Origin of the sequence: Paenibacillus sp. FSL R7-0312, assembly GCF_038004445.1 — a bacterium.
Lineage (GTDB): Bacteria > Bacillota > Bacilli > Paenibacillales > Paenibacillaceae > Paenibacillus_AQ.
Map to the genome: position 1 here is coordinate 3,609,227 of NZ_JBBORE010000001.1, position 16,663 is coordinate 3,625,889.

At 49.5% G+C, this 16,663-nt stretch carries 16 protein-coding genes and 1 pseudogene; 5 read left to right on the plus strand and 12 right to left on the minus strand.

What is annotated here, in order from left to right:
* Positions 1 to 53: 53 nt before the first annotated feature.
* Together MKX70_RS15640 and MKX70_RS15645 are read right to left on the minus strand one after the other, a co-directional pair.
* Positions 54 to 476 carry a VOC family protein gene (locus tag MKX70_RS15640; RefSeq protein WP_042238143.1) on the minus strand — a complete coding sequence of 141 codons (423 nt, stop codon included), beginning with the start codon at positions 474 to 476 and terminating at the stop codon, positions 54 to 56.
* 165 nt (positions 477 to 641) lie between these two features.
* Positions 642 to 1,523 carry an SDR family NAD(P)-dependent oxidoreductase gene (locus MKX70_RS15645; RefSeq protein ID WP_042238141.1) on the minus strand — a complete coding sequence of 294 codons (882 nt, stop codon included), beginning with the start codon at positions 1,521 to 1,523 and terminating at the stop codon, positions 642 to 644.
* A gap of 116 nt (positions 1,524 to 1,639) precedes the next feature.
* Between MKX70_RS15645 and MKX70_RS15650 the strand changes: the two genes are divergently transcribed.
* Together MKX70_RS15650 and MKX70_RS15655 are read left to right on the plus strand one after the other, a co-directional pair.
* Complete coding sequence (locus MKX70_RS15650; RefSeq protein ID WP_042238138.1) at positions 1,640 to 2,137, plus strand: MarR family transcriptional regulator; 498 nt, start codon at positions 1,640 to 1,642, stop codon at positions 2,135 to 2,137.
* Between the two features lie 252 nt (positions 2,138 to 2,389).
* Positions 2,390 to 3,136 (plus strand): annotated as a pseudogene (locus MKX70_RS15655) (glycoside hydrolase family 30 protein); the annotation flags it as partial.
* A gap of 84 nt (positions 3,137 to 3,220) precedes the next feature.
* On the opposite strand, the gene MKX70_RS15660 reads toward MKX70_RS15655, so the two are convergent.
* Positions 3,221 to 3,442 carry a helix-turn-helix domain-containing protein gene (locus MKX70_RS15660; RefSeq protein ID WP_340840291.1) on the minus strand — a complete coding sequence of 74 codons (222 nt, stop codon included), beginning with the start codon at positions 3,440 to 3,442 and terminating at the stop codon, positions 3,221 to 3,223.
* A gap of 236 nt (positions 3,443 to 3,678) precedes the next feature.
* Between MKX70_RS15660 and MKX70_RS15665 the strand changes: the two genes are divergently transcribed.
* Complete coding sequence (locus MKX70_RS15665) at positions 3,679 to 4,326, plus strand: FusB/FusC family EF-G-binding protein (RefSeq protein WP_340840292.1); 648 nt, start codon at positions 3,679 to 3,681, stop codon at positions 4,324 to 4,326.
* Positions 4,327 to 4,409: 83 nt separating this feature from the next.
* Here the strand turns inward: MKX70_RS15665 and MKX70_RS15670 are convergent, their stop codons facing one another.
* From MKX70_RS15670 to MKX70_RS15680, 3 genes are all read right to left on the minus strand, one after another.
* On the minus strand, positions 4,410 to 4,832 hold the full coding sequence (locus tag MKX70_RS15670) for a DUF4362 domain-containing protein (RefSeq protein ID WP_340784130.1): 423 nt from the start codon (positions 4,830 to 4,832) through the stop codon (positions 4,410 to 4,412).
* A gap of 92 nt (positions 4,833 to 4,924) precedes the next feature.
* Positions 4,925 to 5,332 carry a hypothetical protein gene (locus MKX70_RS15675; protein WP_340840294.1) on the minus strand — a complete coding sequence of 136 codons (408 nt, stop codon included), beginning with the start codon at positions 5,330 to 5,332 and terminating at the stop codon, positions 4,925 to 4,927.
* Positions 5,333 to 5,560: 228 nt separating this feature from the next.
* Positions 5,561 to 6,907 (minus strand): MFS transporter, encoded by a 1,347-nt coding sequence (locus MKX70_RS15680; protein WP_340840295.1) that lies wholly within the window; start codon positions 6,905 to 6,907, stop codon positions 5,561 to 5,563.
* Between the two features lie 177 nt (positions 6,908 to 7,084).
* Here MKX70_RS15680 and MKX70_RS15685 point away from each other — a divergent pair, with 177 nt between their 5' ends.
* Positions 7,085 to 8,299 (plus strand): helix-turn-helix domain-containing protein, encoded by a 1,215-nt coding sequence (locus tag MKX70_RS15685; RefSeq protein WP_340840296.1) that lies wholly within the window; start codon positions 7,085 to 7,087, stop codon positions 8,297 to 8,299.
* A 342-nt stretch (positions 8,300 to 8,641) separates the two neighbouring features.
* Here MKX70_RS15685 and MKX70_RS15690 read toward each other — a convergent pair whose 3' ends face one another.
* From MKX70_RS15690 to MKX70_RS15715, 6 genes are all read right to left on the minus strand, one after another.
* Complete coding sequence (locus MKX70_RS15690) at positions 8,642 to 10,393, minus strand: ABC transporter substrate-binding protein (RefSeq protein ID WP_340840297.1); 1,752 nt, start codon at positions 10,391 to 10,393, stop codon at positions 8,642 to 8,644.
* A gap of 75 nt (positions 10,394 to 10,468) precedes the next feature.
* The gene (locus MKX70_RS15695; protein WP_340840298.1) at positions 10,469 to 11,371 is read right to left on the minus strand and encodes a carbohydrate ABC transporter permease; all 903 of its coding nucleotides are present in this window, start codon (positions 11,369 to 11,371) and stop codon (positions 10,469 to 10,471) included.
* A 9-nt stretch (positions 11,372 to 11,380) separates the two neighbouring features.
* A complete protein-coding gene (locus MKX70_RS15700) occupies positions 11,381 to 12,337 on the minus strand; it encodes an ABC transporter permease (RefSeq protein WP_340784141.1) in 957 nt (318 codons plus the stop codon).
* A gap of 87 nt (positions 12,338 to 12,424) precedes the next feature.
* On the minus strand, positions 12,425 to 14,026 hold the full coding sequence (locus tag MKX70_RS15705; protein WP_340840299.1) for a response regulator transcription factor: 1,602 nt from the start codon (positions 14,024 to 14,026) through the stop codon (positions 12,425 to 12,427).
* The gene (locus tag MKX70_RS15710; protein ID WP_340840300.1) at positions 14,019 to 15,242 is read right to left on the minus strand and encodes a sensor histidine kinase; all 1,224 of its coding nucleotides are present in this window, start codon (positions 15,240 to 15,242) and stop codon (positions 14,019 to 14,021) included. The genes MKX70_RS15705 and MKX70_RS15710 overlap by 8 nt, the downstream gene beginning before the upstream one ends.
* Before the next feature lie 153 nt (positions 15,243 to 15,395).
* A complete protein-coding gene (locus MKX70_RS15715) occupies positions 15,396 to 15,809 on the minus strand; it encodes a hypothetical protein (protein WP_340840301.1) in 414 nt (137 codons plus the stop codon).
* A 369-nt stretch (positions 15,810 to 16,178) separates the two neighbouring features.
* Here MKX70_RS15715 and MKX70_RS15720 point away from each other — a divergent pair, with 369 nt between their 5' ends.
* A complete protein-coding gene (locus tag MKX70_RS15720; RefSeq protein WP_340840302.1) occupies positions 16,179 to 16,517 on the plus strand; it encodes a hypothetical protein in 339 nt (112 codons plus the stop codon).
* Positions 16,518 to 16,663 lie beyond the last annotated feature (146 nt).

Genomic DNA, 16,663 nt, shown 5'->3' on the forward strand with positions numbered 1-16,663 from the left:
TCAAGTGATTGTGAGGGTGCAGCCTTATTTGATTATATGCATCTCATATGACCTCATCTAACGCGTTTGGAAATCGAGTGAGCTTCATTCATCTGCAGCAAGTCCCACAAATTACCATATAAGTCCTTGAACACAGCAACCATTCCGTAGGATTGTTCTTTGGGCTCTCTAACAAATTCGATGCCTTCAGAGACCATTTCCTTATAATCTCTCCAAAAGTCGTCGGTGTTCAGAAATAGAAATACACGACCGCCTGTCTGATTGCCTATAAACTGTTCTTGTTCAGTTTTCGACGCTCTGGCAAGTAAAATTGTCGTACCGGAAGAGCCGGGGGGTGCAACCACTACCCACCGTTTATCTTGCTCTGGCTGATATGTATCCTCAATCAATGTGAAGCGCAGCTTTTTTGTATAAAAATCTATTGCTTCATCGTAATCTTTTACAACCAAAGCGATGTGTATAATAGACTGAATCATTTCTTAGCACCCTCCAATTCAAGTAATAGATCATCTTGTGTGTACCTGTATTATTCTATATTACTGATATTAACTGGTGAAAACCACTTTGGCCAAATGTTTGCTGAGGGTTTGCAGTGACCACATTACGGTATGAGATAGGCTTAAATGCACTAACTCACTTCTTTAGTTCTGATGCTGTACCAGTATCTCCCCCAGCAGCTCCCGTGTATCTGCCCACAACCTGCGCTGCATCGCTTCATCGCCGCCAGGGGATACCGGTACAATGGACTTTCCTGTGCCCACGTTAAAATAACCTCCGGTTACTGTCCCATAAAACGGGTCCACGATTAACCGGGTGATAATCTCTGCTCCTCTTCGCGGGTCTCCGAGCCGGATGAGCTTCAGGATCCGCTCGATCACAGAAGCGAACCGCAGCTCGCGTCCCAGTCCGGTTACATTGAAGCCCGGATTCAGGGCATTGACGGTTATTCCGCTGCCTGCCCATTGCCGGGCCACTTCTGCCGTGAACATGATGTTTAGCAGTTTGGTTTTGCCGTAGACAGGAGAGGAGCCCCGGGCAGTAAAAGCAGCAGTATCCGTTAAGTCCCCGGGCAGGCGGAGTATACCATGACGGCGCGAAGCCTCTGAGGCTACGTTGACTACTCTGGCCTTGCCTGCATTGCGCAGTGAAGTCTCCAGTCTATGAGTCAGCAGCCACGGTGCCAGATAGTTCACAGCCATCATCTCTGGCAAACCTTCGGTAGTGGTGCGGGGCTCGAAGGCGTGGATTCCTGCATTGTTCAAAAGTACGTCGATGGAAGGGCAGGCGGCAGTAATTTCAGCGCTAACCCGGTTCACATCCTGCATCAGCGACAGATCCCCATAGACAAAACGGATATTTGCAGCAGGCTGACGGGCCTCAATGATGGTTCTGGTAGCCGCGGCACGTTCTTCACTGCGGGCAGTCAGGACAAGCGCATAGCCTCTTTCCGCCAATTGGATGGCAACAAGCTGTCCCAGTCCGCTAGTGGCTCCGGTGATGACAACGGTTGGTTGTTTAGGCATGGTTATTCTCCTTTAAGTGACGTATAATTGATATATGTCCACTATAATTATATGATGGATATATGTCAACTATATCAGTAACTGTTATCTTTGAAGATAAGGACAGGTGAATGAATATGAAGCAGGGCCCCATAAACGATAACCAAGTAAACAATGACCCGATAAACATTAATCAATCAAAGCTTGACTCAAGAGAACAGCTGGAGCTGGCGCTGGGAGAGCAGCTTAACGCACTGATCAGCGCAGCGCATGCGCTGAATGTCAAAGCCGCCGCGCGCTTCGATTCCTCGTTGCAGCCGGCTGCCTTCCATATTGTCCGCTGGCTCTATTCCTATGGGCCGGCAAGTGCTGCCGCCATTGCGGAAGCAACGGCTATGGACCGCAGCGCGGTCAGCCGTCTGATCAAACAGCTGGAGTCTCTGGGCTATGTGAGCCGGGAAGCCTCACCCGATGACGGCCGGGCCATCCTCCTCTCGCTGACGGAGCAGGGACAGCAGCAGACAATATCAGCCCTGAACGAGAAAGGTTCCGTGTTCTTCGGGCGGACTGCGGTATGGAATGACGACGAGCTGCATCAGTTCATTTACATGCTCAAGCAGTTCAACGGGTTATAAGCTGGTGAGCGGGATAGCACCGGTAATGCTTGCAGCTGGAGCAGTTGGCGGAAACAGCAGTCATCGCCGGCCCCATAGGCGGAAATGAACTGATCGACAAGCTGATTGCAGAAGGCGTCCTCAACGTCACATCGATTTAAGGCAAGCGGGAATGCTACCGGCTGTAGCTGGTTGAAGCTCCAATGCCTGTCGTGGACCGGGCGCTTGTCATTGCCGGCAGCGATAAACGCGGGACAATTTATGGCATCTACCGTAGCAGATCAGAAATTTCCTTCGTGCGTATGGACGGGCGAGCAGCTGCGTGAATTTATCCGTGATTATCTGGGACCGGCTTTTGAACAGCATGGCCTGGATACAGAGATTTGGCTGGGTACGATTAATGCGCCGGAGCCTTGGGATGAGTGGATGAAGCAGAAGGACAGCGGATTCGATGCCTATGCGCACACGGTGTTAAGCGATCCTGAAGCATACAAATATGTGCAAGGCGTTGGCTACCAATGGGCGGGCAAATATGGCATTCAGCGTACGGTGCAGGCTTATCCTGAACTGCGCTACATGCAGACGGAGAATGAGTGCGGGGATGGGGTGAACACCTGGTTTTATGCCAAATATGTGTTTAACCTGTATCAACATTACTTCACCAATGGCGTGAACGCCTATATCTACTGGAACATGGTGCTTCAGCCGAAAGGCCGCAGTATTTGGGGATGGGAGCAGAACTCCATGATTACTGTAGATCCGGATGAACCGAAGGCCGTGCATAATCCCGAGTTCTACGTCATGAAGCATTTCGCTCATTTCATTGGCCCCGGCTCCCGCAGAATCGGACTGAAGCGCAGATGGACAGGCAACGCGCTGGCATTCGGGACGCCGGAAGGCAGGCGGGTGCTGGTGATCGCGAATCCGTTCACGGAAGCAAGAACGATTCTTTTGGCTAACGATGAAACGCAATATAAGCTCAATTTGGATGCAGAATCTTTTAATACCATTGTTCTGTAAAATAGACTAATATGACTCCATTCGCCGTCATTTCAAAGCAGCTGACGGCGGATACCCCTTCATGCTTTTGAACACATTGCTGAATTACGCCACATCATGATATCCGCAGTGCTCCGCCACCTCAGACACATTGAACCCGCCCGCAGACAGAATCATCTCGGCATTATTGACCCTGACCCTGTTCAGGAATTCTTTGCGGGTGGAGCCGGTATTCTGTTTGAACAGCTTACCCAGGTAGACGGGATTCAGTCCGATCCACTCCGCCAGATCTTTAATTAAGGGGAATGATAGATTTGAGATTATCAATTGTAGGCTCCGCAATTTCCTGCTATACTTTTGGCATGTTATTGGATAGGGGGTTACACTGATGGCAACGAATTGCTCATTAGCTAGGAAGTCCTCATGCAGAGCCTGATCTGGGGCGATACTTTGCGTGGGGTGCGGCAGGAAGATCTTGATCGCCCAAACTGATTTTATCGTTTCTAATTAGCAGGCTCTGCACCTTATTGGATTGACCAATATGAATAAGGGGCTGAAGAGCTGTGACTACAACATTTATTAGAAACCATCAATATAATTATATTAAGAAACAATCGGATTTCGTGCTGAAAACACTACGGTCTGTAGCAGATCGCCGTGTCCTGGAGACCGTACGGTACAGTGCTGAGGTGAATGTGAATGAGGCATTTTCTTCGCTGACCACCGAGCAGGAGCAGATGCTGAAGCCTATCTCCACCCTGGAGAAAGCCGAGGATTTCCAGCAGTATATCAGCGGCTTCGAGCCTTATCTGGAGCCATTTCCGCCGATTACACTGAAGCAGATTCAGAAGCTGTTTCCTAAGAATAAGAAGATGAAACTACCTGATTTACAATCATTTGATTTTCGTTATGTGACGTATCTGGCCTGGGCAGACATTGCCACGAATAAGCTGTTCATCGTCTATCCATACGAAGGACAATTCATCGGCGTAGAGGGTAGAATAATACCGACCCACAAGAAAGGCTATTGCCTGTTCTGCAACCGCCAGCAGGAGCTTGCCTTCCTTACAGTCAAGACCAAGCCTGAGCTTGCTTCAGCCGATAACATTGCTTCTGTGGGGCAATACGTATGTATAGATAATCATGGATGTAATCAGAGTATCACCAATATAAGCTCGCTGGAGAGGTTCGTGCTCTCGGTGCAGAAATAGCATGATATAGCTGCAAAGGGACTGCCCATAGGAATACGGGTCAGTCCCTTTGTCTTAGTCCATGCCTCCAGCACTTGCATGGCTTACTTAGATGGCTGCTTTGCACTAAACCACTTACCCGTTTCATCGTCAGCGCAATCGGCTAAGTGATAGACACCATCGTCATTTGTGATACTGCTGCACAGAGTATTTGCCTGCAATTTATCTCCATTTTCATCCTCGCTGTTATCATAGGTATAACTGATTTTTTTCTGATCCCGTTTATATTCAAGCGTGTGGAAGATAGGATCTCCTTCATCTGTATATTTTGCGATTTTAACAGTGGCATCCTGACCATTGTTGTAATTTTCCACGAATTGTTCGAAATACGTATAGTTAATAATCTCACCTTGAACATATACAACATAACCTTTCTTTGCAGCCGCTTCATAATGCATTGAATTTGAGCAAGCTACTATAATTAACGACATCAGCAACATATATATACATACTCTTAACATCTTCATTCTGTAGCCCTCCATTAAACCGTTTAACAAAAAGACGATAGAACGTCAAAGAATGTTTCTGACGTTCTACCGTAAAATTGTACTAATTTATCCTATTCCAAATTCAAATCTGTTAGTGCTCTGACTTCTTTTAGTTCCTCTTGATCTACGGCAGCAGGAATCAATGAACCATTAGCTTCATCAATTTCAAATTTCCCTTGATAGGCACCTGTAACTACATATGTTCCTTGTGCTTCGGGGATGGGTCCTTCATATTTCTCCGAATAAACTATAGCTTTATCTCCAATTTTCAAAACACTTGAATCCTCGAACACATATTCCGTATTGTTGTAATTACCACCAGTTTCCAGAATATTCACTGTGTCAATGGAACCGCCTTTATAATGTTCATTTACAATGGCATTTGATACGGTAAATATTACACCCTCATATTCAAAAGATTTAGAATCATTCACCTCAACTTCATAAATAGCATCTGAACCATAAGTGAGTTTAGACACTGTATTGAAATTTTCGGCCAGGTCTCCATGATATTCTACAACCTCTTTTGGGGAAGCTGTAGAAGTTACTTTATCCGTTACATTATCTGTTAATTTCTAAAATTATAAATATTTTTAACGATAAAATGAAAATTTAGTATTTTATTGTCTAAAAATGTTTCTTTATCTCTGGAAAGGTAGCATCATTGATGGTACAAGTTACTATACCTGCTATGTCTCCTCAAGGAGTTACGCCCCGGCCTGCTCCACCTCTGCATGAATTCCTTGCTGCTCATCAGCATTACTGCTGATTAAGCCTCTCCGCCCGATCAGAGTTACCGCCAGAATAGCCGCTCCGGAGGCCAGCAGAATAATGGAGCCCGGAATCCAGTCGAGGAGCACTCCGTAGAGCAGCATGCCCAGCGGAGCGATGGAACCGGCGATACCTTCAACCAGCCCGAATACCCGCCCGCGATACTCTTCTTCTATACTCTGCTGTAAGTACACTTGAATCGGAATATTGATGATCATAATGACGACACCGACCAGAATCAATAGCGGCAGGAAGAAAAAAAAGGTAACGGCGGCGGTGAAATGAAGCAGCAGCGGAAGCGCCATCGCTAGGAACAGCAGCCCCAGTGCACTTAGACCTCCGATAATTGTATTTACCGGATTGTTGCTTTGGCGGAGAACGGTGAGGAGCAGGGACATCAGCAGCATGCCCGCTGCCAGCATGGCTTCAAGTATACCGTATTGCTTCGAAGACAGCCCCAGGGTCTGTACGGCCACAAAGGGCAGCACGACATTCAGCGCGACTACAAAGAAATTAATCCAGAATACGATAATTAGGAGGGAGCGGATAACGGGACGGCGTATTACATAGGAGAAGCCTTCTTTCAGATTCGTGCGGACCTCAGCAGCAACGCTGCCCAGGCGTTCGCGAAAGGGCGGATTTCCGGTTTCGGCAGCCCCATCTGCAAGCCCAGCTTCAGATAAGGCTTCTGGAACCGGTCTAAACTTCAGCATGCAGCCCATCACGGTCGAGATGGTAAGCCCTGCCGCGTTCAGCAGCATGAATTCTTCAAGCGGGAGGAAGGCGTAGAGCATACCGGCAAGAATGGGAGCCAGCAGGTGGCCGACAGAACTGGCAATTTGATTCAGGGAGCCGGTACGTTGGATGGAATCACGGTCAACGAGCATCATCATGGAAGAGGAGGCGGAGATACTGTAGAAGGTAGCGCATATTGACAGAAGGATCAGTGAGATATAAATCGGTAAGAGGGACATTCCCTCAATGGAGACGGCGGCAAAGGAAAGCAGCATAATTAAGACACTTGCAGCATCTGAGCCGATCAGCAGCTTGCGGCGGTTCACCATATCGGCCACCACGCCGGCGAAAGGCGACAGAATAATACTGGGCAGCATACCGCACAGCAACGTAACCGCAAAGCTGCTTCCTGAACCGGTGAGCTGCAGAATATACAGGCCGACAACAAAGGTGTACATACTGGAGCCGAGAACAGAAGCGAATTTTCCGCTGAAGAAAAGAATGATATTGCGGTTGGATGCTGCTGACACCGGTGTTGGTTCAGACATTACAAACACTCCTTTTTCCGAAAAAGTTAAATTATATTAAACTTATTGTAGCGGTTGAATCTGATTATTGCAATGAAAAGTTTAATTATATTTAACTTTTGCCTTGATGCGGCTTTTTCTCGCTTGAATATTAGGCTATACTGGAAGAAAAGCAACCAAAGAAAGTTGGCACAGCAGATGACGACTAAACTGACAATCGGCGACAAAGTCAAACAGCTGCGTAAAGCCAAGGGCCTTACGCAGACTGACCTGGCCGGAGAACATATGACCAAAAGCATGCTTAGCCAAATCGAGAACGGACGGGCGTTGCCTTCAATGAATACACTGCAATTCCTTGCCGGGCGTCTGGGCACAGATGCGGGTTATTTCCTGGAGGGAGAGCACGAAGCGGAGCTGGGCCCGCTGGTCCGTAAGATCGAGCAGCAGTACAAGGCGAAGGAGTATAAGGAGATTGTCACGGAAATCCAGCCGCTGATGAAGGATACGCTTCCGATGGCAGTGGATGCCGCACGGCTGATGGAGTTTTATGTGGGCTCCTGCTACCATACCGGAATAGAGGGCGGAGAAGAAGGAATCGAACGGGCTGTTGAAATCTATGAGCGTTTCGGTTTATTTGTAGAGCGTGCCAAGATTCAGTATTTGGCTTATGCTTTATTGTTCGCCAAAAGCAGATACCAGGATGGCCTGGAGCTGATTCGCCGTGTCCGTAAGGAATATGTGAACAATAAGGTAGGCAACGATTTTTTATTTGAAATCGATCTTTATTATGCGGAAAGTGTTACGTTGTCTGCACTGGCAGAGTACTCCGGCAGCCGGGAAGCTGCCTTGGCGGCACTTAAGCTGTCGCACGAAGAAGGGGTCTACTCATTGTCGGATCATCTGTACCGTCTACTCTCCCATCTGGCCCTGCTTCACAATGACCTTGAGCAGGCAGAGGCGTACCTAAGCAAGGCAAAGCTGTTCGCACAGTTCACGGAAGCTGCGGAGTCACTGGAGCTGGTGCATCTTGGCGAAATTAGACTGGCTCTTGCGAAGCGGAATTACGGGGAAGTGCTGATACTGGCGGAGCATTATCCGGCGAAAGACAGCCAGTTCATGCCTTTTGTCCATATGATGACGGGGACCGCTCTCTACCATCTGGAGAGGGATGAAGAGGCACTGGCGGACTTGTCCAAAGTAGTCTTGAACGACCAGGTCTATCATCCGCTTGACCGGGTCGACCTGCTCACAGCCTATGCCTACAAAGCGAAGATCTTCGATATGCAAGGCCGGATGGAGGAAGCCCGCCATGAGGTGGAGTTTGCCTATGATCAGGTAAAGGATTATCCGCCTTCAGAATATGCGGAACTAATTAGACAGACTTACCACGAACTCCACGATCACCAAAACTAAACAATCACAAACAAAAACCAACCGTGCAGCTTCCCGCACGGTTGGTTCTGCATGTGAACTATTGGTTGAACTCTAAATCTTTAGAGAAAGGAAAAAGTACTATAGAGATTAACAAAAAGCGAGAAGGAGCGAAGGGGAAATTTGGAACTGTAGGAGCGATAGCGTATGCCTTTGTCCCCGGATATCAACCGCTAACAGCGGTGGAAATTGAAGATATCTGGGGACAACAGCGGCCGGAAGTCCAAATGTTCACCGCAGTAACGAATAAGCTTTAAGTCCATCTCTTAAATAGTACAGGCTCCATATCTCTAATCATTTGAGGCTCAAGCAATAACGAACACCCTATTTTGAGCTCCACAGCTCCACGCGGTCCTGCACGTATTTGGTGTAGCCTGCTTCCATCTTCTTAACACCGGCTTTCTCGAGGTCGGCCATGTAGTCATCCCAGATTTTATCGAATTCAGCCGGTTTGGCCAGAATAGCCTGCGGGATGCGTTTCCACGTAATATCCTTCATTTTATTGCCCAGAATGGAGACTTCATCCTCGCCGGGAATCGCAATGTTCCAGGCTGCCCCATATGCTTTTTCTTTAAATTCTTCTTCTTTTGGGAACAGATCCTTCCAGGTAGTCGCTTTGTAAGCGGCCAGCGTCTCATTCTCAACATCGCTGTAACCGAGTACCAGCTGCTCAGGGAAATTCTTGGTGTAATAATTGCCGGTAGAATCCTTAGCTCCGTCACCGTAGTGGACCATCATATTCCAGTAGAAGCCGATGCCGGTCTCCTTGGTGAAGGCCGTGTTGTCATTGTTAATGCGGTCCTGCACTTCGGCAGGGACAACGCGCTTGCCGTTCTCAAGCACATAATGTTTGCCTTCAATGCCCCAGTTGTTGAGGATCTGTCCTTCATCGGAAGCCAGATAATCCAGGAACTTAATCGTCCGGACCGGATCAGGGTTAGTGGTCGAGATCGAGATCCCGTAGCCGCCCATGAAGCCTGTAGGCCAGAAGCTGGTTTCCTTATATTCACTGGTCAAGGTCACAGGATAATGGCCGTAGGTTTGATCAAATTTACCGGCAGTTTTCAAAGCCTGCTGTGCGTCATTGTAGTCCCAGTCCTGGTCAATCAGGCCAAGAACGCGTCCAGTTGCCACTTTGGCTTTGTATTGGTCGTATTTCTGAACGAAGCTTTCTTTGTCGAGCAGGCCAACATCATTCATGTGATTCAGCCAGCGGAAATATTCCTTCTCTTCCGGACGGCGGAAGTGGTAGATCGCTTCATGCGTCTCCTGATCGACATAATATTCCCCGTCATCGGAACCGCCGGTAGTTGCAACCGCTGGATTCGTTACGGAAATGTACATATGCCAGTCATCTGCATTCAGGGATACGCCGATATTCTTATTGCCGTTCTCGTCAGTCGGATGCTTCTCCAGGTAGGCCTTGATTACATTCTCATAATCCTGGACCGTCTTGATCTCCGGATATCCGGCTTCCTTCACTACCCGGTGCTGCAGCTCGAAGCCGCCGCCGGCTACGAATTTCTTCTCATCTACAGCTGCCCAGGTAGGAATCGAATAGATGGATTGGTCTTCATTTGTGTATTTCGCCCGGGCCAGATTGTCGCCGAGCACCCGTTTGATGTTGGGAGTATATTTATCAATCAGTTCAGTCAAGTCAATGACAGCACCGGCATCGACCAGCTTGCCGATATCTCCTTTGGCCGAGATGATGTCGGGATATTCCCCGCCGGCAGCAATCAGTGCGATCTTCTGCTGCGGATCGCCTACGGCGAACTCGGCATCGAGAGTGACACCTGTCTTCTCCGTAAGGACCATGCTGACTTCGTCCTTCATGTTATTCCAGTTCGGATTAGGATCTTCCGCGAAGAAGGAAAGTGTCAATGGACTCAAATCCTCGGCTTCTGCCGTAGCCTCAGCAGTGGCGGCCGCATTCCCGCTATTGGTAGCCTTGGCACCGGTATTCTCCGCTGTATTCTTGTTGTTGTTATTATTCCCGCTGCAGCCTGCCAGCACAGTAAGCAGTAAGGTCAAGATCATCAGCAGCACATACGGTTTCGCTGTCTTTCTTGTCATGAATAGAAACCCTCCCTTTATCTGGTGAGAATATATTGTATACACAGGCTTTGCCTGGCGATACCAGTGAACGAACTAGCTTTTGACCGAACCGAGCGTCATACCTTTGACGAAGTAGCGCTGCAGGAACGGATAAACAATTAGAATAGGTACGGTGACAACAATCGTGATTGCCATTTTGACCGATTCCGGGGAGATCTGGGCCATAACCTCAACCATATTCCGGCCACGGAAATTATCCGCATTGGTCGTGGTACTCTGGATGACCTTCATCAGCTCGAACTGAAGTGTCGTCAGCGCGTCATTTGAGCCGTTGTAGAGATAGGTATCAACCCACGCGTTCCATTGGCCGACGACCAGGAATAAGGCGATGGTAGCGAGTGCAGGTTTGGTCAGCGGCAGAATTACCCGCCAGAAGATGGTGAAGTCATTGGCCCCGTCCAGCTTGGCAGATTCCTGCAGGGCGTATGGCAGGCCGTCAATGAAAGAGCGGATGATGAATACATTGAATGCGCTTACTAGACCCGGAAGGACGTAGACGCCGAAGGTGCCCATCATATGCAGATTCTTGATCAGAATGTAGAAAGGAATGAGTCCGCCCGAGACGTACATGGTCAGCGCCAGGAAGGTGGAGACGAATTTGCGGGCTTGAAAGTCTACCCGGCTCAGGGTAAAGGCCAGCATAGAGGCGCTGATCAGGCCGAGCAGGGTCCCGATGATGGTGCGCAGCACAGAGATTTTGAATCCGGTAATGAGACCGGAGAAGGCGAAGATCGTCTCATAGTTCTGGAAGGTGAACACCCGGGGGTAGACCGTAATACCGCCCTTGATGCTATCCGTGGAGTCATTGAATGAAATCGCCAGCACATTGAGAAAAGGGTACAGTGTAGCCACAGTCACCACCGTAATTGCAATATAGACAACCAAATCGAAGATGCGGTCCGACCAGGACGCGGCGGCCAGTTTTTTGATCAGCATAAGGGCCTCCTAAATGATGCTTTCCTTGGTTATTTTTTTGAAGATACCATTGGCCGTAAACAGCAGAATCACACTAACCACCGAGTTGAAAATATTAATGGCGGTCCCGAAGGAGAACCGTCCCATTCCGAGCCCGTAGTTCAGCGCATATAGATCCAGCGTCTGCGAGTAGTCGCGCACCAGATTGTTGCCGAGCAGGAATTGCTTCTCGAACCCAATGCTGATGAGATGGCCGATGGAAATGATCAGCAGAATGACGATCGTCGCCCGGATGCCCGGCAGTGTAATGTTCCGCACCTGCTGCAGCCGGCTTGCCCCGTCGACTCTGGCGGCTTCATACAGCTCTGGACCGATCCCCGAGATCGCGGCGAGATAGATGATTGTGTTCCAGCCCGTTTCCTTCCAGACATCAGACGCGGTCACGATTCCCCAGAACAGATTGCCTTTGGCCATGAACTGGACCGGTTCACTAATAATATGGAGACTCAGCAGCAGGTCATTGACTGCGCCGTTGTCGGTGGAGAGCATCTTGGTAATGATCCCGGCGGCAACCACCCAGGACACAAAGTGGGGCAGATAAGATACTGTCTGGACGAACCGTTTCAGCACCTGCAGTCTGACCTCATTCAGAAGAATGGCGAATAGGATAGGAATGATGAATCCGGCCAGCAGGCCCATGAGGCTCATCGCCAGAGTATTGCGCAGGGCATTGAAGAATTGTTCATCCTGGAAGAGCTCCCTGAAATACTGCAGGCCGACCCATTTCTGCTCCAAAAAAGATTTGCCCGGCTTATACTTCTGGAAGGCCATCATCCATCCCCATAACGGCAGATAGCTGAAGACAAAGGCCCACAGGACAAAGGGAACCGCCATCATATAGAGATATTTCTGCTGCCGGAATTTGGCCCAGAAGCGTGAAGCTGGTTTCTTGAGCTCCGGCTTCATTGCGGGAGTAATCGCTTTCATTTATGTCCCTCCTTCGATATGGCTTTATCATAATCTTCCGGGAAACGGGGAAACACCCGAAGATTTACGCGGAAAAACAGGGGGAAATCAGTCCTTTTCGTAAGCGCTTTCTGAAAAATCATCCTCCTGCAGTGAATCTTTCCGCCGGTAGACAGAGGGGGAGAGGCCTGTGATTTTTTTGAACTTCTCACGGAAATAATCCACATCGCTGAACCCGACTTCGCTAGCGGCCTGATGGATTTTGCAGCCCTGGTCCAGCAGTTCTTTGGCTCTCCCGATGCGAACATTGTCCAGATAGCTGTTGAAGGAGCTGCCCGTACTGTTCTTTAACAGCTTGCCGAGGTACGCACTGCTGTAAGAGAACACATCAGCCAGGGTTTCCAGCTTCAGATTCTCGTCATAATGCCGGTGAATGAGGTCCAGCATCCGCTTCATTAAGACATTCATCTCATCACGGATAATTCCGCCAGCATATTGCTCCAGCAGATCCGTGATATAGCGCTGCAATTGGGGAAGCGAGGTATGCCTGTAGATTTGCTGGATTTGCCCGTCCACCCGGCTCTGCGCCTGGACCAGCTCCTTGAATTCCAGGGAGAGCTTGTTGAAAAGGCCCGTAACCGTCCGGACGTAATAGGATTTCACAGCCATCTCCGATAAGCTTGCGGCAGTCATGATATCCCCGGCTTCCTGGATCAGGGAAGGAATCACTGTGAGGTTCCCGGTATCCATGGCAAAATACAGCCGATCCATCACAGGTGCGAGGCTGCTCTCCGCATCCGGGAGGTTAACGGGAAGTCCCGATTTCATCTTCAGCGAGTCTGGACCGATCATCCCCGGCTCATCATAGAAGAAATGATCCTTCATCCGGGCCAGCGCCGATTGATGGGAGACGGAGAGTTCATCCAGGCTGTCCACCATGTCTCCGGCGGTAATAATACATTCCAGTCCCTCGGCGGCGGATGCTTCGCGGATATTCTGCACGATTAATTTGCGGACCAGCTCCTTTTGGTAAGAGGGCTGCAGCAGCACGCCCAGATAAGAATCCAGCGAGAAGACGATGCCCCAGCTGTTGTTCTCAAAGCTTGCCGTAAGTCTGGCCTTGACGGCGGTGGAAGGTCCGTTATCCGCATGATCCTGGAGCAGCAGCCGGATCAGGACTACCTGATAGGAATCCCAGAGCAGGCCGGATTCCAGTACCGGGTCCATCATTACGGGCGCTGCTGGGTGCAATCGGCTCTTCATCAGCAGGGACTGGACGAGCATCTCCCGGCTCCATACCTTGACGGCGGCATGATTCCTGCGGTCTATAGTCCGTGCATTCAGCACGTCAGACAGGCTGGTCAGATACTGCTGCAGTTCATCTTCATCGACAGGCTTAAGCAGATAATTATCGATGCCGTAAGACAGCGCACGCTTGGCGTAGCTGAAGTCGGCATAGCCGCTCAGGATGATAATATGCATATCCGCCTCTTCCTCCCGCAGCTCCCGGATCAGCTCCAGTCCGTCCTTCCCGGGCATGCGGATATCGATAATCATCAGATCCGGGGTATACAGCTCATATTTATGCCGGGCTTCAACCGCGTTGGCCGCGGTATCCACCACCTGGTAGCCAAGGCTCTCCCAGTCCAGCAGGGTGACAAGTCCTTCACGGATAGACAATTCATCATCAACAATTAATACACTATACATAGGAATCACTCCTTAGGGGGATGTCGAAGCTGATCTGCGTGCCGTATCCGCTCTGACTGGCCAGGTTCAGGCCGCATTCCGGGCCATAGGTCAGCTGAAGACGCAGGTGGATATTGCGCATTCCGATATTATTGGTGTCATAATCATCCTTGTTGTCCAGCATCTGCCGGATTTCAGCGATCCGGTCAGCTGAGATCCCTACTCCGTTATCCGATACCTCCACCTTGAGCAGGGCATTCTCGACCCTGATGTCTACTCTGACCATTCCGCCGTCCATCCGGTTTTCCAGTCCGTGTATGACACAGTTCTCTACCAGCGGCTGAATAATCAGCGGCGGTATCTGCACTGCATTCGCTGCCGGATCAACATACAGCTCATAGGCGAGCCGGTCATTATAGCGGAACTTCTGGATGATCAGATAGGAGCTTACGGTCTCCAGCTCACTATGCAGCGCTATTCTTCCATTACCGACCTCCAGATTCTTGCGCATCATCTTACCGAGCAGCCTTACCACCTGGGAGATGTCGGTCTGGCCCCGGGAGTGGGCTTTCATCCGGATCGATTCCAGGGCATTGAACAGGAAATGAGGGTTGATCTGGCTGGCCATCATCTTGAATTTAATCTCATTCTGCTTCAGCAGGGTGGCGTTCTTCTGGCGGTTCGATTCCTGCACCTCGCTCATCAGATCGTTAATATTCCTTACCATATGGTTGAACTGCCTTGCCAGCTGGCCGATCTCATCCTTGCCGTCTATCACCAGCCTCGCCTCCAGATTCCCGGACGCGACCTTGGAGATATGCTTGCTTAAGTGCAGCATGCGTCCGGTGAGCAGCCGTGAGAAGTAGTAGATCAGGATAATTGCCAGAATCAGAGCTGAGATAATGACCATAGACGCCAGTGAGATAATCCGGTTGGGCTCACCCACAATGCTCTCTACCGAGAAGATGGAGATAATCCGCAGGCTGTTCAAGCTGCCCCCGGGATGCCAGTCATCGAGCAGCATTTTGGAGGGCATGCCGCCAATCATTACATCGGCCGGTCCTTGTCCGGCAAGGGGAGACAGCGGTTTGAAGTCGATGTCCTCCAGCGTCTTGCCCAGCGAATCTGCACGGTTCGAGGCAACAATGTTGTCGTTCTCATCAACGATAATGGTCTCGAAGGTCTCCTGATCCAGAATGGCGTTGAGCCTCTCCGTATTCACATTCACAATCAGCACGCCGGTCGTCCGCTGCTTCAGGAAATCGATCTTGCGGATCAGGCTGAGATAATACTGGCCGTTACGGTTGTCACGGATATAATTCCAGCAGACCAGCCCTTTCTGGGCAAGGGCGGTCTGATACCAGGACTCCTGCGTTACTGCAGCATCTGCCTAGAGGAATTCCCAGTTGTCCAGCACCGTCGGGTTGTCAATATACAGCCGGATGCTCGAGATTTCTTTGTATAGCCTAACGAATTCCCGGAAGTCCGGATAATCCCGGTAAGCCTGCACCACATCATAGACCGATTCGTAACGGTGGTTGGCAGCCTCCTCCAGCCGGCTGTCATTGGACAGCCGGTAGGCGATATCGAGCGGGACATTCAGCATCTCGCCGGTTCTTTTTTTGACCCGGTCTACATTGGCTGTAATCTGCTCCAGTGCGTTATCCAGAGCCATATTCTGCAGTTCACTTGTCAGGAACACCCCCACAATCAGCACCGGAATCAGGACAACACAACCAAAGGATAGAAAGAGCTTGGTCCTGAGCTTCAGATTGTTCATCAGGGTGATGATACGGGTATACACGAATACAATCCCCTCCGTCAGTCCTTTATTGTTGACGCTTACATAAGAGTATATCTGCAAACTGCAAAGCAATATATGTAATTTATTTTTCCACGAAATAAGGTCATCTGAGTCCGGATAGCTCTGCGGGAGGACGTGTTCGTTTACACTCAGCCGGTAAATCTACTCCTCACACACATAAGCTTGTTGATGGAGCTTAACTTCCACTTGTTTTCTGACGTATCGTCTCGTTTATTCATAGGCATTAGCTTTGATTCAAATTTTGACGCCGATAAACCGATTCAGGAGAACTTTAGGCAGCAGCTAGAAGCTTTGGGGGGGCTGGCACGAAATTTCCTTCATTCTCAGCCAAGTTTGGCTATCTGGGATTTGCAGACAGACTTGCTGCTAATCAGCCGGACCTACCATGAAATTATGAACCGCAACCGCAAAATGATTATGATCAGCGTGAAGGAAGCGGATAATCTACCGGGGTTCAGGGAAAGAACATTGAAGCATCCCAGACAATTTATAAGTATTTTGACGAATTATTTCACTGTGATGGCCGGCAAGGGGGAGCTGACTGATGTCAATCCGGAGATTCGGGCTTATTCCTTCATCTCGATGAATTACGGGGTTTTCGCCAACAACCTGGATATTGGCACAATCTCACTTGAGGCATTCATTAAGGAGAGTGTACAGACCTTCACCAGGGGGTTAACCCCATAAAGAGAAGGCTATTCAATAAAAGAGGCTGGCTGCCTATAAAGGGAGCCGGCTTTTTTGCTATGGAATATAGTTCAATCCAATCAATCGGCAGCGATTGAGACAAATAACTAAAATTCTGCAACCCTGACTGAAATTTGCTGCCTTAT

What these genes read in the sequence shown, in the direction of transcription:
- MKX70_RS15690 (WP_340840297.1), bottom strand. Translation starts at nt 10,393, where the DNA reads ATGACAAGAAAGACAGCGAAACCGTATGTGCTGCTGATGATCTTGACC.
- MKX70_RS15640 (WP_042238143.1), bottom strand. Translation starts at nt 476, where the DNA reads ATGATTCAGTCTATTATACACATCGCTTTGGTTGTAAAAGATTACGAT.
- MKX70_RS15650 (WP_042238138.1), top strand. Translation starts at nt 1,640, where the DNA reads ATGAAGCAGGGCCCCATAAACGATAACCAAGTAAACAATGACCCGATA.
- MKX70_RS15705 (WP_340840299.1), bottom strand. Translation starts at nt 14,026, where the DNA reads ATGTATAGTGTATTAATTGTTGATGATGAATTGTCTATCCGTGAAGGA.
- MKX70_RS15645 (WP_042238141.1), bottom strand. Translation starts at nt 1,523, where the DNA reads ATGCCTAAACAACCAACCGTTGTCATCACCGGAGCCACTAGCGGACTG.
- MKX70_RS15700 (WP_340784141.1), bottom strand. Translation starts at nt 12,337, where the DNA reads ATGAAAGCGATTACTCCCGCAATGAAGCCGGAGCTCAAGAAACCAGCT.
- MKX70_RS15680 (WP_340840295.1), bottom strand. Translation starts at nt 6,907, where the DNA reads ATGTCTGAACCAACACCGGTGTCAGCAGCATCCAACCGCAATATCATT.
- MKX70_RS15695 (WP_340840298.1), bottom strand. Translation starts at nt 11,371, where the DNA reads ATGCTGATCAAAAAACTGGCCGCCGCGTCCTGGTCGGACCGCATCTTC.
- MKX70_RS15685 (WP_340840296.1), top strand. Translation starts at nt 7,085, where the DNA reads ATGACGACTAAACTGACAATCGGCGACAAAGTCAAACAGCTGCGTAAA.
- MKX70_RS15670 (WP_340784130.1), bottom strand. Translation starts at nt 4,832, where the DNA reads ATGAAGATGTTAAGAGTATGTATATATATGTTGCTGATGTCGTTAATT.